General features: G+C 68.2%; 25 protein-coding genes. 12 read left to right on the top strand and 13 right to left on the bottom strand.

Going from position 1 to position 26,070, the window contains the following annotated elements; all coding sequences use genetic code 11:
• Nucleotides 1-2 precede the first annotated feature (2 nt).
• Together queG and AC4BAR_RS04760 are read left to right on the top strand one after the other, a co-directional pair.
• Complete coding sequence (gene queG / locus AC4BAR_RS04755; RefSeq protein WP_490627195.1) at nt 3-1,058, top strand: tRNA epoxyqueuosine(34) reductase QueG; 1,056 nt, start codon at nt 3-5, stop codon at nt 1,056-1,058.
• 23 nt (nt 1,059-1,081) lie between these two features.
• Complete coding sequence (locus tag AC4BAR_RS04760) at nt 1,082-2,140, top strand: NAD(P)H-dependent flavin oxidoreductase (RefSeq protein WP_490626657.1); 1,059 nt, start codon at nt 1,082-1,084, stop codon at nt 2,138-2,140.
• Between the two features lie 24 nt (nt 2,141-2,164).
• On the opposite strand, the gene AC4BAR_RS04765 is transcribed toward AC4BAR_RS04760, so the two are convergent.
• From AC4BAR_RS04765 to AC4BAR_RS04780, 4 genes are all read right to left on the bottom strand, one after another.
• Nucleotides 2,165-3,652 (bottom strand): amidase, encoded by a 1,488-nt coding sequence (locus tag AC4BAR_RS04765; protein ID WP_490626658.1) that lies wholly within the window; start codon nt 3,650-3,652, stop codon nt 2,165-2,167.
• 34 nt (nt 3,653-3,686) lie between these two features.
• Nucleotides 3,687-4,268, bottom strand: a complete 582-nt coding sequence (locus AC4BAR_RS04770; protein ID WP_490627196.1) for a chalcone isomerase family protein — start codon at nt 4,266-4,268, stop codon at nt 3,687-3,689.
• A gap of 110 nt (nt 4,269-4,378) precedes the next feature.
• On the bottom strand, nt 4,379-5,581 hold the full coding sequence (locus AC4BAR_RS04775; RefSeq protein WP_490626659.1) for a fatty acid desaturase family protein: 1,203 nt from the start codon (nt 5,579-5,581) through the stop codon (nt 4,379-4,381).
• A gap of 31 nt (nt 5,582-5,612) precedes the next feature.
• Complete coding sequence (locus AC4BAR_RS04780) at nt 5,613-6,737, bottom strand: ferredoxin reductase (RefSeq protein ID WP_490626660.1); 1,125 nt, start codon at nt 6,735-6,737, stop codon at nt 5,613-5,615.
• A gap of 333 nt (nt 6,738-7,070) precedes the next feature.
• Between AC4BAR_RS04780 and AC4BAR_RS04785 the strand changes: the two genes are divergently transcribed.
• Entirely contained in the window at nt 7,071-9,569 is a 2,499-nt protein-coding gene (locus tag AC4BAR_RS04785; protein WP_490626661.1) for a diguanylate cyclase domain-containing protein, read from the top strand.
• A gap of 6 nt (nt 9,570-9,575) precedes the next feature.
• On the opposite strand, the gene AC4BAR_RS04790 is transcribed toward AC4BAR_RS04785, so the two are convergent.
• Nucleotides 9,576-10,469, bottom strand: a complete 894-nt coding sequence (locus tag AC4BAR_RS04790; protein WP_490626662.1) for an AEC family transporter — start codon at nt 10,467-10,469, stop codon at nt 9,576-9,578.
• Nucleotides 10,470-10,559: 90 nt separating this feature from the next.
• On the opposite strand from AC4BAR_RS04790, the gene AC4BAR_RS04795 reads away from it, so the two are divergent.
• From AC4BAR_RS04795 to arsS, 4 genes are all read left to right on the top strand, one after another.
• The gene (locus tag AC4BAR_RS04795; RefSeq protein ID WP_490626663.1) at nt 10,560-11,525 is read left to right on the top strand and encodes a tripartite tricarboxylate transporter substrate binding protein BugE; all 966 of its coding nucleotides are present in this window, start codon (nt 10,560-10,562) and stop codon (nt 11,523-11,525) included.
• Complete coding sequence (gene xerD / locus AC4BAR_RS04800; protein ID WP_490626664.1) at nt 11,522-12,457, top strand: site-specific tyrosine recombinase XerD; 936 nt, start codon at nt 11,522-11,524, stop codon at nt 12,455-12,457. Before AC4BAR_RS04795 ends, xerD begins: the two co-directional genes overlap by 4 nt.
• 54 nt (nt 12,458-12,511) lie before the next feature.
• Complete coding sequence (locus tag AC4BAR_RS04805) at nt 12,512-12,847, top strand: arsenosugar biosynthesis-associated peroxidase-like protein (protein WP_490626665.1); 336 nt, start codon at nt 12,512-12,514, stop codon at nt 12,845-12,847.
• Between the two features lie 109 nt (nt 12,848-12,956).
• On the top strand, nt 12,957-13,979 hold the full coding sequence (gene arsS, locus AC4BAR_RS04810) for an arsenosugar biosynthesis radical SAM (seleno)protein ArsS (RefSeq protein ID WP_490626666.1): 1,023 nt from the start codon (nt 12,957-12,959) through the stop codon (nt 13,977-13,979).
• Nucleotides 13,980-14,018: 39 nt separating this feature from the next.
• On the opposite strand, the gene AC4BAR_RS04815 is transcribed toward arsS, so the two are convergent.
• On the bottom strand, nt 14,019-15,326 hold the full coding sequence (locus tag AC4BAR_RS04815; RefSeq protein ID WP_490626667.1) for an EAL and HDOD domain-containing protein: 1,308 nt from the start codon (nt 15,324-15,326) through the stop codon (nt 14,019-14,021).
• 98 nt (nt 15,327-15,424) lie between these two features.
• Nucleotides 15,425-16,267 (bottom strand): ferritin-like domain-containing protein, encoded by an 843-nt coding sequence (locus tag AC4BAR_RS04820; RefSeq protein ID WP_490626668.1) that lies wholly within the window; start codon nt 16,265-16,267, stop codon nt 15,425-15,427.
• An 82-nt stretch (nt 16,268-16,349) separates the two neighbouring features.
• On the opposite strand from AC4BAR_RS04820, the gene AC4BAR_RS04825 reads away from it, so the two are divergent.
• Together AC4BAR_RS04825 and hslO are read left to right on the top strand one after the other, a co-directional pair.
• Nucleotides 16,350-16,874, top strand: coding sequence for a gamma carbonic anhydrase family protein (locus tag AC4BAR_RS04825; protein ID WP_490626669.1), 525 nt, complete (start codon nt 16,350-16,352; stop codon nt 16,872-16,874).
• A gap of 15 nt (nt 16,875-16,889) precedes the next feature.
• Nucleotides 16,890-17,879 carry an Hsp33 family molecular chaperone HslO gene (hslO, locus tag AC4BAR_RS04830; protein ID WP_490626670.1) on the top strand — a complete coding sequence of 330 codons (990 nt, stop codon included), beginning with the start codon at nt 16,890-16,892 and terminating at the stop codon, nt 17,877-17,879.
• 3 nt (nt 17,880-17,882) lie between these two features.
• Here the strand turns inward: hslO and AC4BAR_RS04835 are convergent, their stop codons facing one another.
• The 6 genes from AC4BAR_RS04835 to pyrG all read right to left on the bottom strand — a co-directional run bounded on the left by AC4BAR_RS04835 (nt 17,883) and on the right by pyrG (nt 23,567).
• Nucleotides 17,883-18,527 (bottom strand): AAA family ATPase, encoded by a 645-nt coding sequence (locus tag AC4BAR_RS04835; RefSeq protein WP_490626671.1) that lies wholly within the window; start codon nt 18,525-18,527, stop codon nt 17,883-17,885.
• The gene (gene pnuC / locus AC4BAR_RS04840) at nt 18,524-19,135 is read right to left on the bottom strand and encodes a nicotinamide riboside transporter PnuC (protein WP_490626672.1); all 612 of its coding nucleotides are present in this window, start codon (nt 19,133-19,135) and stop codon (nt 18,524-18,526) included. Before pnuC ends, AC4BAR_RS04835 begins: the two co-directional genes overlap by 4 nt.
• Nucleotides 19,136-19,414: 279 nt before the next feature.
• Nucleotides 19,415-19,690 (bottom strand): septum formation initiator family protein, encoded by a 276-nt coding sequence (locus AC4BAR_RS04845; protein WP_490626673.1) that lies wholly within the window; start codon nt 19,688-19,690, stop codon nt 19,415-19,417.
• A gap of 31 nt (nt 19,691-19,721) precedes the next feature.
• A complete protein-coding gene (eno, locus tag AC4BAR_RS04850; RefSeq protein WP_490626674.1) occupies nt 19,722-21,005 on the bottom strand; it encodes a phosphopyruvate hydratase in 1,284 nt (427 codons plus the stop codon).
• A gap of 37 nt (nt 21,006-21,042) precedes the next feature.
• Nucleotides 21,043-21,900, bottom strand: a complete 858-nt coding sequence (gene kdsA, locus AC4BAR_RS04855) for a 3-deoxy-8-phosphooctulonate synthase (RefSeq protein WP_490626675.1) — start codon at nt 21,898-21,900, stop codon at nt 21,043-21,045.
• Nucleotides 21,900-23,567 carry a CTP synthase gene (gene pyrG / locus AC4BAR_RS04860; RefSeq protein WP_490626676.1) on the bottom strand — a complete coding sequence of 556 codons (1,668 nt, stop codon included), beginning with the start codon at nt 23,565-23,567 and terminating at the stop codon, nt 21,900-21,902. Before pyrG ends, kdsA begins: the two co-directional genes overlap by 1 nt.
• Nucleotides 23,568-23,859: 292 nt before the next feature.
• On the opposite strand from pyrG, the gene coaBC reads away from it, so the two are divergent.
• Genes coaBC through dut form a run of 3 tightly spaced genes read left to right on the top strand, consistent with a single transcriptional unit; the run spans nt 23,860 to nt 26,003 of the window.
• Entirely contained in the window at nt 23,860-25,077 is a 1,218-nt protein-coding gene (coaBC, locus tag AC4BAR_RS04865) for a bifunctional phosphopantothenoylcysteine decarboxylase/phosphopantothenate--cysteine ligase CoaBC (RefSeq protein ID WP_490626677.1), read from the top strand.
• 10 nt (nt 25,078-25,087) lie between these two features.
• Nucleotides 25,088-25,498: a hypothetical protein gene (locus AC4BAR_RS04870; RefSeq protein WP_490626678.1), complete on the top strand. Its 411-nt coding sequence runs from the start codon at nt 25,088-25,090 to the stop codon at nt 25,496-25,498.
• Between the two features lie 55 nt (nt 25,499-25,553).
• Nucleotides 25,554-26,003 carry a dUTP diphosphatase gene (dut, locus tag AC4BAR_RS04875; RefSeq protein WP_490626679.1) on the top strand — a complete coding sequence of 150 codons (450 nt, stop codon included), beginning with the start codon at nt 25,554-25,556 and terminating at the stop codon, nt 26,001-26,003.
• Nucleotides 26,004-26,070 lie beyond the last annotated feature (67 nt).

The raw sequence follows: 26,070 nt of genomic DNA on the forward strand, positions 1-26,070 counted from the left end.
AGATACAGGCCTGGGCCCGGGAACTCGGATTCTCCCAAATCGGCGTGAGCGGGGTGGACTTGTCGGCCGCCGAACCCGGGTTGCTGGCATGGTTGGCTGCCGGATTCCACGGCGACATGGGCTACATGGCCCAGCATGGCCTGAAGCGCGCCCGGCCCGCCGAGCTGCTGCCCGGCACGGTGAGTGTGCTCACCGCCCGCATGGACTACCTGCCCGCAGCCCAGCCCGACGACTGGCAGGCCGCTGAGCTGGCGCGGCTGCAGCGCCCGGACGAGGCGGTGGTGTCTCTCTACGCCCGGGGGCGGGACTACCACAAGGTGCTGCGGCCGCGGCTGCAGAAACTGGCCGAGCGCATTGCCGAGGCCGTGGGGCCGCTGGGCCACCGCGCCTTCACCGACTCGGCGCCGGTGCTGGAGGTGGAACTGGCCAGCCGCAGCGGCCAGGGTTGGCGCGGCAAACACACGCTGCTGCTGCACCGCGAAGGCGGCTCGATGTTTTTCCTTGGCGAGATCTACCTCGACCTGGCCCTGCCCGCCACCGAGGCGGTGGCGCCACACTGCGGCAGCTGCACCGCCTGCATCAGCGCCTGCCCCACCCAGGCCATTCTGGGCCCCTACCGGCTGGACGCGCGGCGCTGCATCTCCTACCTGACCATCGAACACGCCGGGCCCATCCCGCTGGAGCTGCGGCCCTTGATGGGCAACCGCATCTACGGCTGCGACGACTGCCAGCTGGTCTGCCCCTGGAACAAATACGCCCAGCGCGCGCCGCTGACCGACTTTGACGAACGGCCGGCGCTCAGCAGCCCGTCGCTGGTGACGCTGTTCGGCTGGACCGAGGCCGAGTTTCTGCGCCACACCGAAGGCAGCGCCATCCGCCGCATCGGCCACGAACGCTGGCTGCGCAATCTGGCCGTGAGCCTGGGCAACGCGCTGCGCGCGCCGGGCCTGCCGCCCACCGAGCGCGCCGCCCTGCAACACGCGCTGCAGCAGCGCGCCAACGACCCCAGTGCCCTGGTGCGCGAGCATGTGGCCTGGGCCCTGGACAATCCCCACTGACCCCAGGTTTCGAAGGAGTCCCCATGAGCCCACTCTGTTCACTGCTCGGCATCGAGTACCCGCTGATCCAGGCCCCGATGGCCGGCGTTCAAGGCAGCGCCATGGCGATTGCCGTCAGCAACGCCGGCGCCCTGGGCTCGCTGCCCGCCGCCATGCTCACGGCCGAGGGCCTGCGCCAGGAGCTGGAGGCCATCCGGGCCGGCACCGACAAGCCCTGCAACGTCAACTTCTTCTGCCACACCCCACCCACCCCCGACGAGGCCCGCGAGACCGCCTGGCGGCAGGCGCTGGCGCCTTACTTTGCCGAGATGGGCATCAACCCCTTGCTCGTGCCGGCTGGCCCGGGCCGGGCGCCGTTCAGCGACGCGGTGTGTGACGTCATTGAGCCCTTTCGCCCGCCGGTGGTGAGCTTCCATTTCGGCCTGCCGCCGCCGGCCCTGCTGCAGCGGGTGCGGGGCTGGGGTGCCAAGGTGCTGGCCTCGGCCACCACGGTGGACGAGGGGCTGTGGCTGCAGTCGCGCGGGGTCGATGCGGTGATCGCCCAGGGCCTGGAGGCCGGTGGCCACCGCGGCCACTTTCTGAGCCCCGACCTGAGCCGCCAGCAAGGCCTTTTTGCCTTGCTGCCGCAGCTGGCGCGGGCGCTGAATGTGCCGGTGATCGCCGCCGGCGGCATTGCCGACGCCGCGGGCATCAACGCCGCCCGTGCGCTGGGTGCCGATGGCGTGCAGATCGGCACCGCCTACCTGCTGTGCCACGAGGCCACCACCAGCCCGCAACACCGTGCCGCGCTGGCCAACCCGGGGCTGGCCCGCCACACCGCGCTGACCCATTTGTTCACCGGCCGCCCGGCCCGCGGCATCGTCAACCGGCTGATGCGCGAGCTGGGGCCACTGGGCAGCGCGCCGCCCGAATTTCCATTGGCCACCGCAGCCATCGCGCCGCTGCGCGCCAAGGCCGAAGCGGCCGGCAGCGGCGATTTTTCGCCGCTGTGGTCGGGGCAAAACGCCAGCGGCTGCCAGGCGGTGGGGGCAGGGGAATTGACCGACGCGTTGGTGCGGGCGTTTCGGGGCATGGCCCGCTGACCCGCTTCGCTGAGGGGGTGAGTTTCAGCCCACCGCCCAGCCGGGCAGGCGGTCCATCCAGGGCCGGGCCAGCTCCAGCTGGTGGGCCAGCTGCAGCAGCTTGTCCTCCCGGCCAAAGGGGGCGATGAACTGCACGCCCAGCGGCAGGCCGTCGGCGCCCCAGTGCAGCGGCACCGACATCGCCGGTGTGCCGGTCAGGTTGGCCAGCTGGGTGAACGGTGCCAGGGCCAGGTTGTCCCGGGCGATGTTCTGAATCACGCCGTCGATCAGCCCCGCGCGGGCCAGCAAAAAGAGCATGCCGCTGCGCTCCAGGGCCTCCAGTGCCCAGGCCTGCACCGCTGGCAGGTCGGTGGCGCCGTGCAGCGGCGCCGGCGTGGCCACCGTGGGCGTGAGCAGCAGGTCGTGCTGCCGATGGAAGTGGCCCAGCGCACGCGCATGGTTGTTCCAGCCGGCGATCTCATTGACAAACTGCCCCGACGGCGTGGCTGCACCCAGGGTGGCCAGCACCCGGGTCAGGGGTTCGAAGTCGGCGGCAGAGGCGCCAGCCCGCCGTGCGGCCGACACGGTGGCATGGACATGGCCGAAGTACATTGTCAAATAGCCCCGCGCCAGCGCGTGGCCATCGACTGCGGGTGCGGCCGGCACCACGTCATGGCCCAGCGACGCCAGCAGCTGCGCCGCGGCCTGCACCGCCGCCTGGGCTTCGGCATGCACCGGTGTGCCCAGTGGCGACTCAATGCTGAAGCCGATGCGCAGCCGGCCCGGCTCGCGCGCCATCAGCGTCTCGTAGGGCGCCTCGGGCGGCGGAATCTGGAAAGGGTCGCCGACCTCGGGGCCCTGCATCACGTCGAGCGCGCGGGCCGAGTCGCGCACGCTGCGGCTGATGACGCCGTGCGTGGCGGCCCCGCTCCACAGCTCGCCCACCGCCGGGCCCACCGACACCCGGCCGCGCGACGACTTCAGGCCGAACAGGCCACAGTAACTGGCCGGGATGCGGATGGAGCCGCCGCCGTCGCCGGCCGCGGCCATGGGCACCACCCCGCTGGCCACCGCCGCCGCGGCACCACCGCTGGAGCCGCCGGGTGTGCGCCGCGGGTCCCAGGGGTTGCTGGCCGGGCCCAGCAGCGTCGAATCGGTGAAGGCTTTCAGCAGCAGCTCGGGCACATTGGTTTTGCCGAACACCTGCAGGCCCGCATCAATGAAGCGCTGCACCACCGACGAGTGCACCGCCGGGATGTGGCGCGCCAGCGCACGGCTGCCGTGGGTGGTGGGCAGACCAGCGAAGTCGTGCCCGCCGTCCTTCAGCAAAAAGGGCACACCGCAGAAAGGCCCATCGGCCCCGGCGGACGGGGCTGTGGGTGCCCATTGCCGGACGATGGCGTTGGTGCGGGGGTTGGCCTTGCTGGCCTGTTCCATGGCGCAGCGCAGCAGGGCGGCCGCCGGCACCTGCCGGGTGCGCACCAGCGCGGACAGGGCCACCGCGTCCAGCCGCAGGTACTCGTCAAAATGCATGGTCCATGTCCTGGAAAGTCAGGGCCGACCCGTGTCAGCGCTGGCCCAGCAGCGCGTTCTTGAGCCGGTTGTCGGCCGGGTTGGGCCCCAGCCAGATGCGCAGCAAGGCGTTGAAGAAGGCCTGCTCCTTGATGGGGTCGGGCTGGGTCACGCCGCGCAGCGTGATCACCGTGCCGGTGCCAGGCAGCCAGTCGATGCTGAAGGTGTCGCCGCTCTTGAGCTGCTTTTGTTCGGCAAACAGCTGGCCCATGCGCAGCAAGCCCTGAATCAGCCCGCCCATTTCACTGCGGGGGGTGTTGTCCTCCACACCGCGGGTGAACAGCTTGCCCAGCTCACCGGCGTCGATGTCGCGCAGCATGGTGATGGTGATGCGCTTGGGGCCGGTCTCGGCCAACAGCGTGTCGGGATTGGTGGAGGGCTGGCCCACGTAGAGCCCAGCCGCATAGACGCGCACGATGGCCTTGTAGCGCAGGCCCGCGCCGTTGAGCTGCAGCGGCTTGCCTTGCAGGTCAATCTGTTCCTCGAAACGCACGCCTGACACGTTGACGGTGGCGTGGGCGGTGTGCAGCGCAAGCGCCAGGCCCAGCAGGGCCAGGACGCGCGGAAAACTAGGCATCAGGGGCAGGCGAATCACGGGTTTGTCTCCAGCGGGTCGTTGTTGTGCCGGCACGGTAACCGGGGTCGGGCGGCGGGTCTGTCACCTTGGTGAAGCAGGCCCGGTGGCTGTCAGGCCATGGCGCCGCGTGCAAAACCGCCGGGCAGGGACAGCCGGAAAATCTTCAGCACCGTGGTGCCGAACTGGCGGAACAGCGAGCCCTGGTTGTAGGGCAGGTTGTAGCGGTCGGCCAGCGCACGCACGCGGGGGGCCAGTTCGGGGTAGCGGTTGCTGGGCAGGTCGGGGAAGAGGTGGTGCTCGATCTGGTGCGACAGGTTGCCCGACAGGATGTCGAACAGCTTGCCGCCTTTGATGTTGCAGGAGCCCAGCATCTGGCGCACATACCAGTGGGCCCGGGTTTCGTTCTCCACCTGCTGCTTGGTGAACACGTAGACGTCGGCCGGGAAATGGCCGCAGAAGATGATCATGTAGGTCCACAGGTTGCGCATCAGGTTGGCCAGCGCGTTGGCGCCAAACACCCAGAAGAACACCGCCAGCAAGGACGGCCCGCTGCCCATGACCACAAAGGGCAGGGCCAGCACCACCGCCAGCAGCGGCCACAGCACGTAGTCCTTCATGACCTGGCCCAGCATCTTCTTGCCGGTGCGCTGGATTTGCGGGCGCATCTGGTCCATCTTCAGGCGGCCGCTGAACAGCCGGCCCAGCTCCAGTTCCTGGATGGCAATGCCCCACTCGAACAGCAGCGCCAGCAGCAGCGCGTAAATCGGCTGGCCGAGGTAGAAGGGCTTCCAGCGCTGGGCGGCCGACATGCGCAGCAGGCCGTAGCCCACGTCGGGGTCTTTGCCCAGCACATTGGTCCAGGTGTGGTGCTTGACGTTGTGGGAACTCATCCACTGGTCGGACGGGCAGACGTTGTCCCATTCCCAGGTGTTGGACTGGATGCTGTCGTCCTTCATCCAGTCCCATTGCGCGTGCAACACGTTGTGGGCGATTTCCATGTTTTCCAGGATCTTGGCCAGGCCCAGGCTCAGCGTGCCGGCGCCCAGCAGCAGCCAGAACCAGCCAGCGCCGGCCAGCGCGTGTTCCCAGCCGGGCAGGCACAAGATGCTCGCCAGCATGGCGATGCGGCCACCCAGCGCCATGCTGCGCTGGGTTTTGATGACCTTGAGGATGTAGGCGCGGTCGCGTGCACCACGCGAGTCCAGCACCTCGTCGCGCATGGCGTCGAGTTCGCGGCCGAACTCCAGAATCTGGGCGTCGGTCAGCGGAATCGGGAGGCGACCGGCGGTCGCGGGGGAGGGGGTGGCGGTCATGGGGTGGCCTGGGGTGGGGGCGGTCGGGGGGTCAGAGGTCGAGTTCGCAGTCGCCGGCGGTGGCGCAGATGCAGGTCTGCACGATGCTGCCGGCCTCGTTGAGCAATTTGCCGGTGCGCAGATCCCGCACGCAGCCCGACAGCAGCGTGGTGTTGCAGGTGTGGCAGATGCCCATGCGGCAGCCGTGCGGCGGGTTCATGCCGGCGAGTTCGGCCACCCGCAGCAGCGGGGTCTGGTGGTCGGCCTGGGCGTCGAGCTGGCTTTTGGCAAAACGCACCCGGCCGCCGATGGCATCCACAGGAATCGCCGCATAGGCGGCGCGGAAACGTTCCACATGCAGGTGGCGGGACAGGCCGGCCTGGTCCCAGTGTTTTTCCAGCGCTGCCAGCAGCGGCTGCGGTCCGCAGGCATAGACCTCGCGCGAGCGCCAGTCGGGGCAGAGGCGATTCAGCTGTTCCTCGTTGAAATAGCCCTTGGTCTGCTTCAGTTCGCCGTACTCGTGGGTGTAGACCGGGTGCAGCTGGTAGCGTGGGTGGTCGCGCCCCATCTGCTGCAGCTCCTTGCCGAAGATCACGTCGAACTCGTGGGGGGCGTAGTGGATGTGCACCGTGTCCACCAGCCGCTCCTGCGCGATCAGGCTGCGCAGCATGCTCATGGCCGGCGTGATGCCACTGCCGGCGGTGATGAACAGCGGCAGCACCGGCTGGGCGTCGGGCAAATAAAAGTCGCCCTGCGGCAGGCCGATGGGCAGGTAGTCGCCCACCTTGATCTGGCGCACGATGTGGTGCGACACCGTGCCGCCCAGAATCGCCTTGGTGGTGATGGTGAAGCAGCCGTCTTCGCGCTCGGGTGGCGAGGAGATGGTGTAGGTGCGGGTGTAGTGTTTGCCGCCAATCGGGATGCCCAGCCGCAGGTGCTGGCCGGCACGGAAACCGCGCCAGTTCAGCCCGGGGCGCAGCGTCAAGGTGCGGGCGTCCTTGGTTTCGTCCCAGACCTTTTCCACCCGGGCCTGCATCGCGTGGGTGGCCCACAGCGGATTGACCAGCTCCACGTAGTGCGAGGTGCGCAGCGGGTAGGCAAAGCGGTCGGTCAGGCCGCTGACGGCGTTGAGCAGGCGGCGGGCCAGGCGGGCGGCGGTGGCGGGTGGCTGGGTCATGGTGTCCCGTGAGTGGGGCGGCGGTGCTGCCGAAAAGGGTCCCCATCGGAAAGCCATGCCTTGGCCCCATCCGTGTGCCGGTACCGCAGCGTACCTCAGGCGCCGGTGGCAAGTCAAATCCCGTCTCTGGTGCAAGCGCCCTAACCGGGGGCAGGTATCGGGCGGATTGGCGCGTTTTTGCGGCGCACATCGGCCATTCAGCGCCGTGATGCGCCGATAAGCTCCGATTCACCTGAGCCCATGGTGTGGGCGGCTCGATGGGTTGCCTCCAACCCCGGCCTTTCCTCACCCCGGGCCGCCACCCCAAAGGTCCCAACCACCACCTGCCTGGACATGGCTGACAAGAGCGCTTTCATCCCACGGCTGTGTGGACTGCTGGTTGCCGCCCTGGGGGTGGAGCTCATCGCCGGCTGGCTGCTGGGCGTCGAGGCCATGGTGCGCATCCTGCCCTCGTCGAACTCGGTCAGTTTCAACACCTCGGTGGCCTTTGTGCTGGCCGGCAGCGCGCTGGTTTTCCAGTCGCCGCGCTGGCGGCAAATCGTCGCCACCATTCTGGCGGTGGTGGCCACCGCGGTCCTGTTCGAGGACTTGTTCGATGTGGCCCTGGGCCTGGACTGGGAGTCGCTGCACCGGGTCATCCAGGACGGCAGCCCGCGCCCTGGCCGGGTGGCACCCAACACCTGCGCCTCGCTGCTGCTGGTCGGTGCCTTGCTGCACCCCGGTGGCATTCCGAATTCCCTGCGGCGCAACTGGCTGACCTCGGTGGTTTTGCTGGGCCTGGTGGTGCTGATCGTCAGCGGCATTGCCGGCCTGATGCTGGACCCCACGCTGATGTACGGCTGGTACCGGTTCAACCGAATGGCCGCACCCACCGCCTTTGGCCTGGGCGTGCTGACGCTGGGGCTGTTTTTCGAGCACCGGACCCTGTTGGCCCGCCGGGTGCTGACCACCCCGCAGCGGCAGAAAAGCATCCTGATCAGCGCCACGCTGATCCTGCTCGCCATGGGCATGGCCGGCACCGTGACCACCGCCATCATCTTTGCCAACCACCAGCAGGAAACCATCCGCGACAAGCTGCAGTCGGAACTGGCCGGGCAGAGCAAGCTGGCCGAGTTCATGGTGGTCCAGTCGGCGGCGGCCGATGGTTCGCTGGACACCCACCCCCTGCTGCGCAGCCTGATCCTGCGCACGGGCCAGCACCGGGCGCCGGCCGATCTGGCACTGGTCACGGGCACCATGGGCCGGCTGCTGCACCAGGGCTATTCCGGCCTGATGGTGCAGTGGACCGACGGCTCACCTGCGGTGATTGCCGGCCGCACCGGCGAACCCGCCGACCTGGAGATCGCGCTGGACCAACCGGCCGGCAGCGCGTTGATGTGGCGCCGGCAGGGCTTTGTCTACAAGGCGGTCACCGACATCGCCACCGCGTCCGGCCAGGTGGTGGCCCGGGTGACCACCGAACAGCCGCTGGCCGGCCTGTCCAGCATCTACGAGCCCCTGCATGGCTTCGCCGCCAGTGCCGACACCATGGTCTGCGGCCGGCGTGGCGCCGACAGGGTGTGTTTTCCGTCCCGCCTGAACCCGTCGGTCACGGTGCTGCCGCCGCCGGACCCGCGCAGGCGCCTGCCGCTGGACGACGCACTCGACGGCCGGTCGGGCGTGCGCACCACCTCCGATCCCCAGGACGGCACGGCCGTGGTGGCCTTCACCCCGCTGGGGCACACCGGCCTGGCCTTGTTGTCCAGGGTGGACGCGCTGGAAATCTACAAACCCATCAACTACCTGTTGACACGGGCCCTGGCGGTGCTGGCGGTGTCGCTGGCGGTGGGTGTCTTGCTGATGCGCCGGACGGTGGGGCCATTGGTCAGCGCGATCGCCCGGTCGGAATCGCGGGCGGTGGACAGCGAGCGGCGCCTGAAGGCCATCACCGACAACCTGCCGGCACTGATCGGTTTCGTCGACAAGGACTTGCACTACCGCTTCATGAACGCCACCTACGAGCGCTGGTTTGGCAAACCGGTGCGTGACATGCTGGGCAAGACGCCGCGGGAGGTGCTCGGCGAATCCAGTTACCAGCGTTCCCTGCCGCGCATGCAGCAGGCGCTGGCCGGTGAGACGGTGGAGTTCACCCACGAAAGCCGCCGCAGCACCGGCAGCCATCCGAAGTACATGACCATCTCCTACATCCCGGACCGGGCCGACGACGGCGAGGTGCTGGGTTTCAATGTGCTGGCCTTTGACACCACCGAGCGCCATTTGCACGAGGCCGCCTTGTCGCACCTGGCCCACCACGACAGCCTGACCGGTCTGCCCAACCGCCGCCTGTTCGCCGACCGGCTGGCGCAGGCCATGGAACGGGCCCACCGCCACCGCGAGCTGGTGGCCCTGTTCTACCTCGACATCGACCACTTCAAACAGATCAACGACACCCACGGCCATGAGCAGGGTGACCTGTTGCTGCGCCTGGTGGCCGGCCGCCTGACCGAGGCGGTGCGCAGCAGCGACACCGTGGCCCGGCTGGGCGGTGACGAGTTCATCGTGCTGATGGGGGACCTGACCAGCAAGGAAGACGCGATCACGGTGGCGGAGAAGATCCTGCGCGCCATCCGGGCGCCTTGCGACGTCAAGAACGGCCCGCGCCATGTCAGTGTCAGCATCGGCCTGGCCTATTCCAGCGGCGGCGACGGCCAGGCCTCGGACGAGTTGCTGCAGCAGAGCGATGCCGCGCTGTACCAGGCCAAGGCCGCCGGGCGCGACCGCTTTCATGTCAGCCCCGAGGCCGTGCGGGCGCCACTGGCCAGTGACACCATCCACATCCTCGGCAGCGAGTGAGGGCCCTCACTTCAGCAGGCCGAGCGCCAGTGGCAGGCTGACCATGCCCAGCAGGGTGGACACCGTCACCAGCCCGGCGACAAAAGGCCCGTTGTAGCCCATGCGGGCGGCCAGCACATAGCAGCTGGACGCAGTGGGCAGCGCGCTGAAGGCCATCAGCACCTGGGCCTGCACGCTGTTGAGGCCCAGCAGCTTCACCAGGCCCCAGGCCATCAGCGGCATGGCGGCGTGGCGCACCACCAGCACCCCCACCGCCACGGTGCGGGCACTGGCCAGCTGGCCCAGCTGCATGCCGGCGCCGGCGGCCATCAGGCCCAGCGCCAGCGAGGCCGCACCGATGCGGCTGACCGTGGTTTCGGCCCAGTGGGGAATTTGAAAACCCAGCAGGTTGGCCACCAGGCCGCCGGCGGTGGCCAGAATCAAGGGGTTGCGCACCAGCTCGCCCAGAAAGCCGCGCCCTGAATGCCGGGCCATGGGCCAGACCGCGGCCACATTGCACAACGGCACACAAACGCCGATCAGCACCGCCACCAGCAGCAGCCCGGGCGCACCGGCCAGCCGCTCGGTGATGGCCAGCGCGATGAAGGAGTTGAAACGAAACGCCACCTGGGCGGCCGCCGCATGGTCGGTGCTGGCCACGCCGGGCAGCCTGGCCAGGCTGTAGCTCAGCAGCACACCGCCGGCCGTCATCGCTAAACCGGCGGCGATCAAATGCGAGGCCGCACCCAGGTCCAGCGGCGAGCGCACGATGGACTGGAACAACAGCACCGGGAACAGAAAGTAATACACCAGCGCCTCCACCTGCACCCACACCGTGCGGTTCAGCGCGGTGGTGCGGCAGACCACAAAGCCACAGACGATGAGGGCGAAATCGGGCAGCAGCAGTTGGGCGGTGTTCACGGTGACGAGAATACCCGTGAACGCCCCGAGTGCCTGCCGCCCGCGTGACGGCTACCATGGGCCCACCCGTCCACTCACTGGAGACACCGCATGCAAGCTCGTCAATGGATCGCCGTCACCACGCTGGCCCTGCTGGCCGGTGCCGCCCAGGCGCAGGGCTACCCGAACAAGGTCATCCGCCTGCAGGTGCCGTTTGCCCCCGGTGGCACGACCGACATCGTGGCCCGCACCATCGCCGACCCGCTGGGCAAGGTGCTGGGCCAGCCGGTGATTGTGGAGAACAAGCCCGGTGGCGGTGGCGTGGTGGGGGCCACCGAGACCGCCCGCGCCGCACCCGACGGCTACGCGCTGGGCGTGGCCACCGTGTCCACCACCGCCGCCAACCCGGCCATCAACCCCAAGATCGCCTACAACCCGGTGACGGACTTCACGCCGGTGATCAACATCGCCGCCACGCCCAATGTGATCGCGGTCCACCCCAGCTTTCCCGCGAAGAACCACAAGGAGTTTCTGGCCGAGTTGAAGCGCTCGCCGGGCAAGTACTCGTTCGCCTCGTCAGGCACCGGCGGCATCGGCCATTTGCAGACCGAGCTGTACAAGGGCCTCACCGGCACCTTCATCACCCACATTCCCTACCGCGGCGCCGGCCCGGCGCTCAACGACGTGGTGGGCGGCCAGGTGCCCATCATTTTTGACAACCTGCCGTCGGCGCTGCCCTTCATCAAGAGCGGCCGGCTGGTGGCCATCGCGGTGGCCGCGCCGCAGCGGCTGACCGTGCTGCCCGACGTGCCCACCTTCAAAGAGCTGGGCCTGGAGCCGGTGAACCGCATGGCCTACTACGGCATCCTGGGCCCCAAGGGCCTGCCCAAAGACGTGGTGGACAAGCTCAACGCCGGCGTGCGCAAGGCGCTGGAAGACCCGGCGGTGCACAAGCGCATCGAAGACACCGGCTCCTTTGTGGTGGCCAACACGCCCGAGCAGTTTGCCGCCCAGATCGCCGCCGAGTACGCGGTCTACAAAAAGGTGGTCGACACCGCCAAGCTCAAGCTGGAGTGAGTGCCCCCGCGTTGAGCACCCCCGCGCCCTCGGGCGACAGCCTGGCCACCATCGACCGTTTCACTGACGCGCTGTGGCTGGAGGACGGCCTGTCGAAAAACACGCTGGCGGCCTACCGGCGTGACCTGGTGCTGTTCGCCGGCTGGCTGGCTGGTGAGGGCGAGGCGCTGACCGCCGTGCGCGAGGTGCAGCTGCAGGCCTACTTCGCCGCCCGCCACAGCGCCACCAAGGCCACCTCGGCGAACCGGCGGCTGACCGTGTTCAAACGCTTTTACCGCTGGGCCTTGCGCGAGCACCTGGTGCAGGCCGACCCCACGCTGCGGCTGCAGCCGGCCAAGCAGGCCTTGCGGGTGCCCAAAACCCTCACCGAGGCCCAGGTGGAAAAGCTGCTGGCCGCGCCCGATGTGGCCACGCCGCTGGGCCTGCGCGACCGCACCATGCTGGAACTGATGTACGCCAGTGGCCTGCGGGTCAGCGAGCTGGTGGGACTGAAAACCTTTCACCTGGGGCTGAACGAGGGGGTGTTGCGCGTCACCGGCAAGGGCAACAAAGAGCGGCTGGTGCCGTTTGGCGAGGTGGCGCGCGAATGGCTGCAGCGCTACCTGGCCGAGGGCCGGCCGGCGCTGCTGCGGCGCCGCCAGACCGACGATTTGTTTGTCACCCAGGCCGGCACCAAGGCCGGCCGTGCGATGTCGCGGGTGATGTTCTGGGTGATCGTGAAAAAGCACGCCCTGGCCGCCGACATCCATGCGCCGCTGTCGCCGCACACGCTGCGCCATGCCTTTGCCACCCATTTGCTGAACCATGGCGCGGATTTGCGGGCGGTGCAGCTGCTGCTGGGCCATGCCGACATCGCCACCACCACCATCTACACCCATGTGGCGCGCGAGCGGCTGAAGTCCCTGCACGCCCGGCACCATCCGCGTGGTTGACGGCGGCCCCACTCCCCGCTGGCTATACTGAATTTCACCCGCGGAGACACCCCCATGAGCAGCTACTACGAGTCGGACGACCTCGGCAAATTCGGCCAGATCGGTCAGCACAACCAGCCCCTGGCCGACGAGTTCTTCAAGTACTACGGCATGGTCACCGGCAGCGACGGCGCGCTCACCAAACGCGAAAAGGCGCTGATCGCGCTGGCCATCTCGCACTCGGAAAAGTGCCCTTATTGCATCGAGGCTTACACCACCGCTTGCCTGGAATCGGGGGCCAACCCGGCCCAGATGATGGAGGCCGTGCATGTGGCTGCCGCCATGAAGGCCGGCATCACGCTGGTGCATGCGGTGCAGATGCAGAACCAGCTCGACAAGCTGGTGTTGTGAGGGCCGCCGCCGATTTGTAATGAACCGGGGCCGCTGGCCGACCACTGGCCTGACGCGCCCGTTGTCCAGCCGACGGGCCCCCGGCCGTTGGCCATTTTTTTCCTTGCCCATGACCGTGTCCATCCCCATCCACCCCAGCCCGCCCGCCGCGGCCGACCCGCGGCATGACTTCCAGCAGGTGCTGGACCGCCATGGCCTGGCCTTGCCGCCGCGCACGGTGGACACCTTGCAGGTCAACATCACCAAGCTGTGCAACCAGGTCTGCCGGCATTGCCATGTGGATTCGTCGCCCACCCGCACCGAGATGCTGTCGCGCGAGGGGGTGGAGCGCTGTGTGGCCATCCTGGCGGCCCACCCCGGCATCCAGACGCTGGACATCACCGGCGGCGCGCCCGAACTGCACCCCGACTTCGCCTGGCTGGTGCAGCAGGCCCGCGCCCTGGGCCGGCAGGTGATGGTGCGCCACAACCTGACCGTGACCTTCGACCCGCATCCGCAGACCGGGGCCTCGATGGCCCATTTGCCGGCATTATTTGCCGAGCAGCGCTGCGAGGTGGTGTGTTCTTTGCCCTATTACCAGCAGTTCTTCACCGACGCCCAGCGCGGCCAGGGGGTGTTTCAGAAAAGCATGGCCGGCCTGCAGCAGCTCAATGCGCTGGGCTACGGCCAGCCTGGGTCGGGCCTGGTGCTGAACCTGGTCTACAACCCGGTCGGGCCCTATTTGCCGGCGGCGCAGGCGGTGCTGGAGGCCGACTACCAACGCGAGCTGAAAGACCGTTTCGGTGTGGTGTTCAACCGCTTGTTCACCCTCACCAACATGCCGGTCAACCGCTTCAAGCTGCATTTGCAGAAGTCGGGCCAGTACGCGGCCTACATGGACAAGCTACTGGGCGCCTTCAACCCCGAGGCGGCGCAGGGCGTGATGTGCCGCAACATCCTCAGCGTGGGCCATGACGGCGCGCTGTACGACTGCGACTTCAACCAGATGCTGGGCCTGGGGGTAGACAGCCCGTCGGCCAGCATTTTTGACTTTGACCTGCAAGCCTTGCTGGCGCGGCCCATCCGCTTTGCCGCCCATTGCCTGGGCTGCACCGCGGGGGCGGGGTCGTCATGTGGGGGGGCCACGGCCTGACGGCCGGGCAGGGCGACTGGACGCGGGCTCGGCCGTCGCTCAGAAATCGATTTCGCTGGCCCAGTTCAGGGCCTGCAAATGGGCCAGGTGGACCTCGCGGCTGCTCAGCCGCACGAACTCGGCGCAGCGGGTCACGGCGTCGGTGTCGTTGTGTTCGCAGGCCTCCACCAGTTCCAGCAGCGGCGCAAACAGGCCGCGCCGGTTCAGCAGCGCGTCATTGACCGCCGGCGGCAGCGCCAGCAGGCCCACCGAGCGGGCCATGGGCTCGCCCAGGATTTCGTCCAGCAGCGAGAAGGTGCCGACCATGAAGGCCTTGCCACTTTCTTCGGGCGACAGCAGTTCGGTGGCCAGCAACTCCATCAGCCGGCCACGCACCACCGCCGTGCTGCCGATGGCCGCCGGGCAGCCAGCCACCCGCACCGCCGATTGCATCAGCGTGGCCCACTGGAACAGGCGCTTGACGCCCAGCAGGCGCACCGCCTGGCCAAAGGAATTCACCTCGCCCGGCACACCGAAGCCGGCGGCGTGGATCAAATGCATCAGGTTGAAGGCCAGCACCGCGTCGTGTTTGAACAGCTCTTCGAATTCCGAGGTGCTGGCATCGCGCCGCACCAGTTGCACCAGCCGCTGTACGCTGGCCTGGCTGGCCGCGATGCGGCGGGTCTTGACCAGCTTGGGCGTGCCCAGCCAGAAGCCCTGGTAGAGGTTGATGCCGTAGGCGGTGACCTGGTCGAACTGGGCCGCGGTTTCCACCTTCTCGGCAATCAGCTCGGCGTTGCTGTAGGTCTGGGCCGCGCAGGCCAGCCGCTCGAAGCTTTCGCCGTCAAGGGCAATCAGGTCCAGCTTGATGTAGGAGGCCATGGGCAGCCAGGCCGCATAGGCCGGCGTCAGCACCGAATGGTCGAAGGCGAACCGGAAACCGCGCTTTTGCAGCTCGGTCAGCGTGCGGGTGTGGCGCGCGATGTCGGAGGCGAAATGGCCGGACAGCGAGGGGATTTCCAGCACCACCCGGTCGGGGTGGATCAGGTCCAGGTGGCCCACCGACAGCGTGTCGTGGGTGCAGTTGATGAACAGGGTCTTGTCGCCCAGCAGGCCTTCGGGGCCGGCGTTGGACAGCGCGCTGAACAGCAGCGCGGCGTCGCTGGCGGCGGTGTGGGCATCGGCCGCGCGGGCGCGGTTGAACAGCTCGTAGCCCACCACCTGGCGGTCGGCATTGACGATGACCTGGCGGGCGATCAGCGGCGCCGGATCGGCCTCGGCCCGACTGTCGTCGTCGAACGACCGCCCGACGGCAGCGGCGGTGTTGACACGCGTGAACGCAGGAAGGGCAGGAATGGGAAAGGCCATGCAGGAATTCTGAAGACATGGCGCCGGCGCCATGCCCGGAATTGACGCTGAAAAGCCGGCCTATTTGCGCTGGCCGGCCAGAGCCAGACCACCCGGACTCAGGGGGCCTGCAATTCGGCGAGTTCGGTGTCGGTGAAACCGGCCCGGCGCCTGGCCTCCAGGTTCAGCGGCGGCTTGGGCCGGGGCGCGCGGTGCTGGCGGCTCAGCGCCCGGTAATGCGCCACCGGCTCCAGGCCCTCGCGGGCGCAAAGCCAGGCGTACCAGCGGTTGCCCACTGCCACATGGCCGACCTCGTCGCGCAGGATGATCTCCAGAATGTCCACCACCCGCCGCGCGGCCGCTGTGCCCACTTGGACCAGCCGGGCCTGGATCAGCGGCGAGGCGTCCAGGCCCCGCGCCTCCAGCGTGCGTGGCACCAGGGCCATCCGAGCCACCACGTCGCCGGCCGTGCGCTCGCACATGGTCCACAGCCCGTCATGGGCCGGAAAGTCGCCATAGGCATGGCCCTGGGTGGCCAGCTCAGCCTGCAGCAGCTGGAAATGCCGGGCTTCTTCGGCCGCCACCTGCAGCCAGTCGCGGTAATAAGCCTCGGGCAGGCCGGGAAAGCGCCAGATGGCGTCCAGTGCCAGGTTGATGGCGTTGAACTCGATGTGGGCGATGGAATGCACAAGCGCCGCCAGCCCGGCCGGGGTGAAGGGCGAGCGCCGGGGCACGGTGTCGGGCGCCACCAGCGCGGGCTGTGCCGGCCGGCCCGGCAAATTGCCGGCCTGCAGTGCCGCGTGGGGTGCGATGGCCAGCGACGCCGACTCGGCCCCCAACCGGCCGGCCAGGGCCAGCTTTTCCGCCAGATTGGCGGTTTCCAGGGCTTGCAGCGCCGCGGCGCGCAATTCCAGCGGCGCAGGAGGGGCCAACGGGGCTGTGGACGGGGCGGGTGGTGTCATGGTGGGCGCCGCATCATCCCACAGCGCCAGCGGGCCGGCCCTCCCTACAATGCCCGTTTGACCAGAGGGAAGGGGCGACACCATGGCACTGTATGAACTGGACGGCGTGGCGCCGACGCTGGCCGCCGGCGCCTGGGTGGCCGACAGCGCCCAGGTGATGGGCAAGGTGCACCTGGCCGAGAACGCCAGCGTGTGGTTTGGCGCGGTGCTGCGGGGCGACACCGAAACCATCACCATCGGCCGGGACAGCAACATCCAGGACGCCAGCGTGCTGCACGCCGACATCGGCCAGCCGCTGACGGTGGGCGAGCGGGTGACGGTGGGTCACCAGGTGATGCTGCACGGCTGCACCATCGGCGACGGCTCGCTGATCGGCATCGGCGCGGTGGTGCTCAACGGCGCCAAAATCGGCAAACACTGCCTGGTGGGCGCCGGCGCGCTGGTCACCGAGGGCAAGGAATTCCCCGACGGCAGCATGATCATCGGCAGCCCGGCCAAGGTGGTGCGCCAGCTCACGCCCGAGCAGATCGAGGGGCTGCGCCAGAGCGCGCAGCACTATGTGGACAACGCCCGCCGCTTTGAAGCGGGCCTGAAAAAGATCGCCTGAAACCGGCGACACACGATGTCTGAAATTCACAAGTTTTTGTTTGACGGCCTGCCAGTGCGCGGCATGGTGGTGCGGCTGACCGACGCCTGGCAGGAAATCCTGCAGCGCCGCGAGGGCAATTCCGGCACCGGGGCCTACCCGCCGGCGGTGCGCGAGATGCTGGGCGAGATGACCGCGGCCGGGGTGCTGATGCAGTCCAGCATCAAGTTCGACGGCGCGTTGGTGCTGCAGATTTTTGGCGATGGCCCGGTCAAGGTGGCGGTGGTCGAGGTCCAGCATGACCTGGCGCTGCGCGCCACCGCCAAGGTGCTGGGCGACGTGCCCACCGGCGCCCGGCTGTCGGAACTGGTGAACCTGCACAACCAGGGCCGTTGCGCCATCACGCTGGACCCGAAAAGCAAATTCCCCGGCCAGCAGCCCTACCAGGGCGTGGTGCCCTTGTTTGACGACCGGCGCGAGAAGATCGACAAGCTCAGCGAGGTGCTGCAGCACTACATGCTGCAGAGCGAGCAGCTCGACACCACGCTGGTGCTGGCGGCCGACGACAAGGTGGCCGCTGGCCTGCTGATCCAGCGCCTGCCGGTGGCCGGCGAAGGCAACCTGGCCGGCAGCCTGACCAGCCGCGCCAACGAGGACGAGATCGGCCTCAACGAACACTACAACCGCATTGCGCTGCTGGCTGCCAGCCTGCAGCGCGAGGAGTTGCTGAGCCTGGACGTGGACACCATCCTGCACCGGTTGTTCTGGCAGGAGCAGGTGCTGCGGCTGGCGCCGCAAGAGGGCGAGCGCGGCCCGCGTTTCGCCTGCACCTGCAGCCGCGACCGGGTCAGCAACATGATCCGCGGCCTGGGTGTGGCCGAGGCCGAGGACATCATTGCCGAGCGCGGCGAGATCGAGGTGGGTTGCGATTTCTGTGGCCGCCAGTACCGTTTTGATGCGGTGGATGCGGCGCAGATTTTCACCAACCGCGGCGACCAGGCGCCCGGCACGCCCACCGTGCAATGAGCCTCAGCCTTGGCGCTGGCGCAGCAGGTCGGTGAACAGCCGGTGCTCGCAGTCGGGGTCGCTGCACTCGCCGCAGACCCAGACCGGTTCGGTGGGAGCGGTTTCGGGGTGGTCGCGCCGCTGCCAGGCACGGTCGATGGCGCTGACGGCCTGCCGGGTGCGGGCCTGGCCCTGGCCATAGACCGTCGCGTAGGCCACGCCGGCCTGGCCCAGCACCTCGCGCAGCCGCGCATCCACCGGCGCCCGCACCTGGGGGCCGTCGCGCTGCAGGCCGTCGGCCACCCAGGGCAGGTCCAGGCCCATCAGCAAGGTCAGGTCGTAGTGGCGGTGGTGGTCCAGCGCCATCGGGTAGAGCGTGGGGTCGGCAAACAGCAGCTCGCTGTAGAGGGCCACCATCAGCGGCGTGGTGTCGGCCAGCACCAGGCCCTCGGCGGGGGCGGCCAGCAGCTGGTCGGCCTGGGCCTGGGCAATCGCCGCCTGCTCGTGTTGGCGCGGCGTGCGGCCGGCCTGATCACACCAGTGCCGCAGCACCTCGGGCAACACCGTCACCGGCCAGCCATGGCCGGCGTCGGGCGCAGCGATGGCCTGCGCCAGCGCGGTTTTGCCGGTGCTTTCAGCGCCCAGCAGCGCCACCCGGAAAACGCTCATGGCGCCGCCAGGCGGCGCTGCCAGGCCTGCCAGCCCACCACGCTGAGCCCCACAAACAGGCTGTAGAGCAGGGCGGTGAGCCACAGGCCTTTGTAGGCGAACAGGCCCACGCTGACGGTGTTCACCGCCAGCCAGACCAGCCAGTTCTCGACCAGCTTTCGGCCCAGCAGCACCTGGCCCACCAGGCTCAGCGCGGTGGGAAAAGCGTCCCACCAGGGCACGTCGGTGTCAGTGAAATGGCGCAGAAACAGCCCGGTGGCTGGCCACAGCAAGGCACAGCTGACCAGCGTGACGCGCAGGCCGCGCGGCGACAGGCGCTGGATGCTCAGCGCCTGGCCGTCGGCCCGGTGGCCGCGCAGCCACTGGGCCCAGCCCCAGCCGGCCAGCAGCACAAAAAAGCCTTGCAGCGCCGCGTCGCCGTACAGCCGGCTGCGCCAGAACAGCAGGCCGTACATCAGCGAACTGACGATGGCCAGCGGCCAGCCCCAGTGCCGCTCACGGATGTTGAAGCCCACCATGGCCAATGCCAGCACAAAAGCCACCAGTTCCAGCCAGGTGGTGGGCGCGCCCCACAGCGTGAAGGCCTCTAAAAAGAGGAAGTCAGCCATGGCGCCAAGGGAGGTGACAACGCCGCAGCGCCGGGCCGCCCCAAGCAAGGCACGGCCCCCTCGGGGGGCAGCGACCACACGCAGTGAGGGAGCGTGGGGGCGAAGTTTCGCCGTCGGGCCGTCCCAAGGCGAAATGCGGCCCCCTCGGGGGGCAGGGAGCTACACGCAGTGAGGGGAGCGTGGGGGCGAAGTTTCGCCGCCGGGCCGCCCCAAGGCGAAATGCGGCCCCCTCGGGGGGCAGCGAACCACACGCAGTGAGGGGAGCCTGGGGGCAATATTTCACTTGCCAATCTGAACGTAAATCTCGTTGGGCTTGACCATGCCCAACTCCAGCCGCGCCTTTTCCTCGACCATTTCCAGGCCGTCCTTCAGATCGCGCACCTCGGCGGCCAGGCGTTCGTTGGCCAGTTTGGCCTGGGCGTTCTTGGTTCTCTGGGCGTCGATTTTCTGCTGCAGCTCACCCACATGGCTCACGCTGCCGCGGCCCCACCAGAGCTGCCCGTGGAGGACCACCAGCAGCACCAGCAGCACCGCAGGCACGAGACGCGGGTTCATCGCGAGGCGGGTCGGCCTGGATCCGACGCGGTCAGCGCAGCTGCTTGAAGGCGTCGCGGCCGGGGTAGGTGGCGATGTCGCCGAGGTCTTCTTCGATGCGCAGCAGCTGGTTGTACTTGGCCATGCGGTCGGAGCGGCTCAGGCTGCCGGTCTTGATCTGGCCGGCGTTGGTGCCCACGGCCAGGTCAGCGATGGTGGAGTCTTCGGTTTCGCCCGAGCGGTGGCTGATGACCGAGGTGTAGCCGGCGCACTTGGCCATCTCGATGGCGGCGAAGGTTTCGGTCAGCGTGCCGATCTGGTTGATCTTGATCAGGATGGAGTTGGCGACCTTTTTCTTGATGCCTTCCTTCAGGATCTCGGTGTTGGTGACGAACAGGTCGTCACCCACCAGCTGCACCTTCTCGCCGAGCTTGTCGGTCAGCAGCTTCCAGCCGTCCCAGTCGCCTTCGGCCATGCCGTCTTCGATGCTGATGATGGGGTAGGCCTCGACCCAGCCGGCCAGCATGTCGGTCCATTCCTGCGAGGTCAGCGACAGGTTCTCGCCCTTCAGCTCGTACTTGCCGTCCTTGTAGAACTCGCTGGCGGCGCAGTCCAGGCCCAGGGCGATTTGTTCACCGGCGACAAAGCCGGCGGCGTCGATGGCGTCCAGAATCATCTGGATGGCGGCCTCGTGGCTGGTGACGTTGGGGGCAAAGCCACCTTCGTCGCCCACCGCCACGCTCATGCCGGCGTTGTGGATGATTTTCTTCAGCGCGTGGAAAACCTCGGCGCCGTAACGCAGGGCTTCACGGAAGGTGGGCGCACCCACCGGGATGATCATCAGCTCTTGCAAGTCGAGGTTGTTGTTGGCGTGGGCGCCGCCGTTGATGACGTTCATCATCGGCACCGGCATCTGCATCGCACCGCTGCCACCGAAGTAGCGGTACAGCGGCAGGCCGGCTTCTTCGGCGGCCGCGCGGGCCACGGCCATGGACACCGCCAGCGTGGCGTTGGCGCCCAGGCGCGACTTGTTGTGGCTGCCGTCGAGGTCGATCAGCGTGCGGTCCAGAAAGGCCTGTTCGCTGGCGTCCAGGCCCAGCACGGCCTCGGAGATTTCGGTGTTGATGAACTCGACCGCGCGCAGCACGCCCTTGCCCAGGTAACGGGCCTTGTCGCCGTCGCGCAGCTCGATGGCTTCGCGCGAGCCGGTGGAGGCGCCCGACGGCACCGAGGCCCGGCCCATGGTGCCGGACTCCAGCAGCACGTCGCACTCCACGGTGGGGTTGCCACGGCTGTCGAGGATTTCGCGGCCGACGATGTCAACAATTGCACTCATTGCGTTTCTTCCAGTTGCTAATCAAAAAATCAGGGGCTCAGGCGCCGAAGTTGTTTTCGAGGAAACCGTTTTTCTTGGTCACCTGGTCCAGCGCCAGCAGGGTTTCCAGCAGGGCCTTCATGTGTTTCAGCGGCACGGCGTTGGGGCCGTCGCTCAGGGCTTTTGATGGGTCGGGGTGGGTTTCCATGAACAGGCCGGCCACGCCCACGGCCACCGCCGCGCGGGCCAGCACCGGCACCATCTCGCGCTGGCCGCCGGAGCTGGTGCCCTGGCCACCGGGCAGTTGCACGCTGTGGGTGGCGTCGAACACCACCGGGGCGGCGGTCTCGCGCATGATGGCCAGCGAACGCATGTCGCTGACCAGGTTGTTGTAGCCAAAGCTGGCGCCGCGTTCGCAGGCCATGAAGCTGTCTTCCGGCAGGCCGGCGTCGCGGGCGGCGGCACGGGCCTTGTCGATGACGTTCTTCATGTCGTGCGGCGCGAGGAACTGGCCCTTCTTGATATTGACCGGCTTGCCCGACTGCGCCACCGCGCGGATGAAGTCGGTCTGGCGGCACAAAAAGGCGGGGGTTTGCAGCACGTCGACCACCTGGGCGGCCTCGCGGATGTCGTCCTCGGTGTGCACATCGGTCAGCACCGGCAGGCCCAGCTCCTTCTTGACCTTGGCCAGGATGGCCAGGCCCTTGTCGCGGCCCGGGCCACGGTAGGTGGTGCCGGACGAGCGGTTGGCCTTGTCGAAGCTGCTCTTGAAGATGAAGGGAATGCCCAGCGCGCTGGTGATCTCTTTCAGCGTGCCGGCGGTGTCCATCTGCAGCTGCTCGGATTCGATCACGCAGGGGCCGGCGATCAGGAAGAAGGGCCGGTCCAGGCCGATCTCGAAATGGCAGAGCTTCATCAGGCCACCGCCTTCAGGGCCGGGCCGGCGTTCTTGTGGTCCAGCGCGGCCTTGACGAAGGCGTTGAACAGCGGGTGGCCGTCCCAGGGGGTGGACTTGAACTCGGGGTGGAACTGCACGCCCATGAACCAGGGGTGCACGTCCTGTGGCAGTTCGACGATTTCGGTCAGGTGCTCGCGCTGGGTCAGCGCCGAGATCACCAGGCCAGCCTGGCGCAGCTGGTCGAGGTAGTTCACATTGGCCTCGAAGCGGTGGCGGTGCCGCTCTGTGACCACACTGCCGTAGATGCGGTGGGCCAGCGTGCCCTTGGACACGTCGGAGCTTTGCGCGCCCAGGCGCATGGTGCCGCCGAGGTCGGAGCTGGCGTCGCGGGTCTTGATGGTGCCGTCGGCGTCCTTCCACTCGGTGATCAGCGCGATCACCGGGTGCGGGGTATCGGGTTCGAACTCGGTGCTGTTGGCGTCACTGAGGCCGGCCACATGGCGGGCGAACTCGATGGTGGCGACCTGCATGCCCAGGCAGATGCCCAAATAGGGCAGCTTGGTTTCGCGGGCGAAGCGGGCGGCGCAAATCTTGCCCTCGATGCCGCGTTTGCCAAAGCCGCCGGGCACCAGCACCGCGTCGAACTTGGCCAGCTGCGAGACGTTCTCCGGGGTGATGGTTTCGGAGTCGATGTAGTCGATCTTGACCCGCGCGTGGTTCTTCATGCCGGCGTGGCGCAGCGCTTCGTTGAGCGACTTGTAGCTGTCGGACAGGTCAACGTACTTGCCCACCATGGCAATCGCCACCTGGTTTTGCGGGTGCTCGGTCTCGTAGACCAGGTCGTCCCAGCGCTTCAGGTTGGCCGGTGGCGTGTTCAGGCGCAGCTTGTCGCAGATCAGGCCGTCCAGACCTTGCTCGTGCAGCATGCGCGGCACCTTGTAGATGGTGTCCACGTCCCACATCGAGATCACGCCCCACTCGGGCACGTTGGAGAACAGCGAGATCTTTTCGCGCTCTTCGTTGGGAATGCGGCGGTCGGCCCGGCACAGCAGGGCGTCGGCCTGGATGCCGATCTCGCGCAGCTGCTTGGCGGTGTGCTGGGTGGGCTTGGTCTTGAGCTCGCCGGCGGCGGCGATCCAGGGCACATAGCTCAGGTGCACAAAGGCGCTGTTGTTGGGTCCCAGGCGCAAACTCATCTGGCGCACGGCTTCCAGGAAGGGCAGGGACTCGATGTCACCCACGGTGCCGCCGATCTCGACGATGGCCACGTCCACCGCGTCGGCGGTGTCCACGCCAGCACCGCGCTTGACGAACTCCTGGATCTCGTTGGTCACATGCGGGATGACCTGCACCGTCTTGCCGAGGTAGTCGCCGCGGCGCTCTTTCTCGAGCACGCTTTTGTAGATCTGGCCGGTGGTGAAGTTGTTGGCCTTGCGCATCCGCGTCTCGATGAAACGCTCGTAGTGGCCCAGGTCGAGGTCGGTCTCGGCGCCATCGTCGGTGACGAACACCTCGCCATGCTGGAAGGGCGACATCGTGCCCGGGTCCACATTGAGGTAGGGATCGAGCTTGATCAGGGTGACTTTGAGGCCGCGGGACTCAAGGATGGCGGCGAGGGAGGCTGAGGCGATTCCCTTGCCCAGGGAAGACACCACACCGCCGGTGACGAAGACGAATTTGGTCATGTCAGGCTTGGGGAACAATCCCGAGGAGGTGGTAAAACAGGATTATAAGTGTGAGCACGTGGCCCCCACGGTCGCGCACTGCGTGTCGCTCCCTGCCCCCCAAGGGGGCCGCGTTTCGCCTTGGGGCGGCCCTGCGGCGAAACCTCGTACCCTGTGGTCTGTGGAGGCCACCGACACGCGGCGGGTGAGCAGGGCGCCGCAATTTTCCGCCGGGCCGCCCCAAGGAAAATTAGCCCCCTTGGGGGGCAGGGAGCGACACGCAGTGGGGGAGCGTGGGGGCGATAATTCATCCATGACCGATCTCGCTGGCAAACACTTCGTGCTGGGGCTCACCGGCGGCATCGCCTGCTACAAGGCGGCCGAGCTGTGCCGTGGGCTGATCAAGCAGGGCGCCACCGTGCAGGTGGTGATGACCGAGGCGGCCGAGCAGTTCATCACGCCGGTGACCATGCAGGCGCTGTCGGGGCGCAGTGTCTACACCTCGCAGTGGGACGCCCGCGAGTCCAACAATATGCCGCACATCAACCTGTCGCGCGAGGCCGATGCCATCCTGCTGGCGCCTTGCAGCGCCGACTTCATCGCCAAGCTGCTGCATGGCCGGGCCGACGAGTTGCTGAGCCTGCTGTGCCTGGCCCGGCCCATCGCTGAGGTGCCGCTGCTGGTGGCGCCGGCGATGAACCGCGAGATGTGGTCCCACCCCGCCACCCAGCGCAACCTGGCCCAGCTGCAGGCCGACGGCGCCACCGTGCTGGGCGTGGGCAACGGCTTTCAGGCCTGTGGCGAGACCGGCGACGGCCGCATGCTGGAGCCCGATCAGCTGCTGGCCGATGTGGTGGCCTTCTTCCAGCCCAAGGGCCTGGCCGGCCGCGAGCTGCTGGTGACGGCCGGGCCGACCTACGAGGCCATGGACCCGGTGCGTGGCATCACCAACCGCTCCAGCGGCAAGATGGGTTTTGCCATTGCCCAGGCGGCCCGCGAGGCCGGCGCCAAGGTCACGCTGGTGGCCGGCCCGGTGGCGCTGGCCACGCCGCGCGGCGTGAACCGCATCGACGTGACCTCGGCCCGCGAGATGCTGGACGCCACGCTGGCCCATGTGCCGGCGCGCGGTGTCTTCATCGCCACCGCCGCGGTGGCCGACTGGCGGCCGGCCGAGGCCGCGCACCGCAAGATCAAGAAGGACGGCACGGGCGAGGCGCCGGCGCTGCGCTTCACCGAAAACCCCGACATCCTGGCCCAGGTGGCGCAGTCGCCGGCCGCCGTGGCCGGTGACCTGTACTGCGTGGGCTTTGCTGCCGAAAGCCATGACCTGCTGGCCCACGCCCAGGCCAAGCGCGTGCGCAAGGGCGTGCCGCTGCTGGTGGGCAACATCGGCCCCGACACCTTTGGCCAGGACGACAACGCGCTGCTGCTGGTGGACGCCCAGGGCGTGCAGGAGCTGGCCCGGGCGCCCAAGCTGGCGCTGGCCCGCCGGCTGGTGGCCGAGCTGGCGCAGCGCCTGGGCCCGGTCTGAAGGCCGCCCCATGAAGCTCAGCGCCGACACCCCACCCGATGGCGACTTTGTGCGCTATGTCGAGGGCCTGACCGCCCAGCCCTACCGCACCGCGATGACGCAGGCCGCGCCCCACCGGGCCAGTGCCGTGACCCCTCCGGCCACCTCGGCGCCGCCGCAGGCCCCGGTGCCTGCGGCGGTGGTGGTGCCGGTGCAGCGTTTCATGGCCTCGGTGCTGCCCAAGCTGCGGCTGGCTTTCGGCGCCTGGGTGGCTTTGCTGGTGCTGGGCCTGGTGGCCCCCCGACTGGCCTGGTTGCAGGGGCCGGTGTTGCTGGGCCTGCTGGCTTGGTTGGTGTGGCGCGTTTGGCAAGACCTGGCCGGCGGTGAGCTGGCCACGCTGCGCCAGCGGCTGCAACAATGGGCCGAGTCGGCCAAGCGCTGAGTTCCCATTTCCTTTTTCATGTTCCCAAGGAGACGGGCCGACCTGGCCCCACCCCATGCTGATTGACGTCAAGATCCTCGATGCCCGCATGGCCGACCAACTGCCCGCCTACGCCACCCCCGGCAGCGCCGGCCTGGACCTGCGGGCCTGTTTGGACGCGCCGCTGACCCTGGCCCCCAATGCCTGGCAGCTGGTGCCCACCGGCCTGGCCATCCACCTGAAAGACCCGGGTTACGCCGCGCTGATCCTGCCGCGCTCCGGCCTGGGCCACAAACACGGCATCGTGTTGGGCAACCTGGTTGGCCTGATCGACAGCGACTACCAGGGCCAGCTGATGGTCAGCGCCTGGAACCGCAGCGACGTGGCCTTCACGCTGCAGCCCATGGAGCGGCTGGCGCAGCTGGTGGTGGTGCCGGTGGTGCAGGCCCGTTTCAACGTGGTGCAGGACTTCGCCGAGGCCTCGCAGCGCGGTGAAGGCGGCTACGGCTCTACTGGCAAGTCTTAACGCCACACTGGCATGACAAAAGCCGCAGCCCCGGTGGGTGCTGCGGCTTTTTGAGTGTGTCGCCAGG

Source organism: Rhodoferax sp. SPJ4 (assembly GCF_058216275.1).